The sequence below is a fragment of the Nocardiopsis sp. ATB16-24 genome, from assembly GCF_030271535.1.
GTDB lineage: Bacteria > Actinomycetota > Actinomycetes > Streptosporangiales > Streptosporangiaceae > Nocardiopsis.
In genome coordinates this window covers 1-1,135 of sequence record NZ_JASCXJ010000041.1, presented here as the reverse complement: position 1 = coordinate 1,135, position 1,135 = coordinate 1, and the positions used below count along the sequence as shown (strand labels likewise).

At 63.3% G+C, this 1,135-nt stretch carries 1 protein-coding gene; it reads left to right on the top strand.

Features of this window, described 5'->3' with window-relative positions; translation table 11 throughout:
• On the top strand, window positions 1–1,032 hold a 1,032-nt coding region (gene ltrA, locus PFX91_RS23005), incomplete at its 5' end, for a group II intron reverse transcriptase/maturase (RefSeq protein WP_285735219.1).
• Window positions 1,033–1,135 lie beyond the last annotated feature (103 nt).

The following is a 1,135-nucleotide window of genomic DNA, read 5'->3' as shown; positions in this document are numbered from 1 at the left end:
CCCAAACCACGGGGCGGCGTGCGCCCTTTGGGTATTCCCACCATCCGTGACCGGGTGGCCCAGCAAGCGGCCAAGATCGTTCTGGAACCGGTGTTCGAGGCCGACTTTCGCGAGTCGTCCTATGGGTACCGTCCTCGGCGGTCGGCCCTTGATGCGATGGAGCGCCTGCGGGTCGGCTTCATCAAGGGCGTCACTCATGTCGTGGAGTTCGATATCCGCGGTTTCTTCGACCATATCGACCATGACCGGTTGATGATCGAGGTCGGCGAGCGGGTGTCGGATCGGCGGGTGCTCAAGTTGGTGCGTTTGTGGCTACGTGCGGGGGTGATGGAGGCCAGTGGTGTGTCGCGGACGGTCGCGGGCACGCCGCAGGGCGGGGTGATCTCCCCGCTGTTGGCCAACGTCTACCTGCACGTACTGGATACCGAACTCGCGGCGTCCGGAGTCGGTGAGCTGGTGCGTTACGCCGACGACGGTGTCGTGATGTGTCGGTCCAGGCACCAGGCCGAGCGGGCGCTGGACCTGGTTGGTCGGGTTCTGGGCTCGTTGGGTTTGGGGCTGCACCCGGACAAGACGCGGATCGTGGACCTCAGGCAGGGCCGTGAGGGTTTCGATTTCCTCGGATGCCACTTCAGAGCGTGCATGTCAGGTCGGTTGTGGGAGCGCAAGCGTATTGTGCGCTACTACCTGCAACGGTGGCCCTCGCAGGCGGCGATGAAGCGGCTCCGGGACAAGATCCGGGGCCGGACCGGTCGGGCGCATATGGGTCGGGATGTGCGGGTGGTGATCGCTCGGATCAATCCGATTCTGCGTGGCTGGGGTGCTTATTTCCGTACGGGGAATGCCGCCACCAAGTTCAGAGCGGTGGATGACTGGGTGGTCTGGAGACTTCAACGGCTTATGCGTAAGAAGCGGGGCCGTAATCTCCGGGCTGGTCAGGCTGATGCCTGGACGGAGGAGTGGTTCAACCAGCAGGGCTTGTACAGGCTTCGTGGCACGGTCCGTTATCCGGGGTTGCGTAACCCGGTTTAGAAGATCATCGGTAAGCCGTGTGCGGGAAAACCGCACGCACGGATTGAAAGGGGGATGAGGAAACGGGCCCGGGAACGGGTACCGCGCCTCTGACTACCAATGA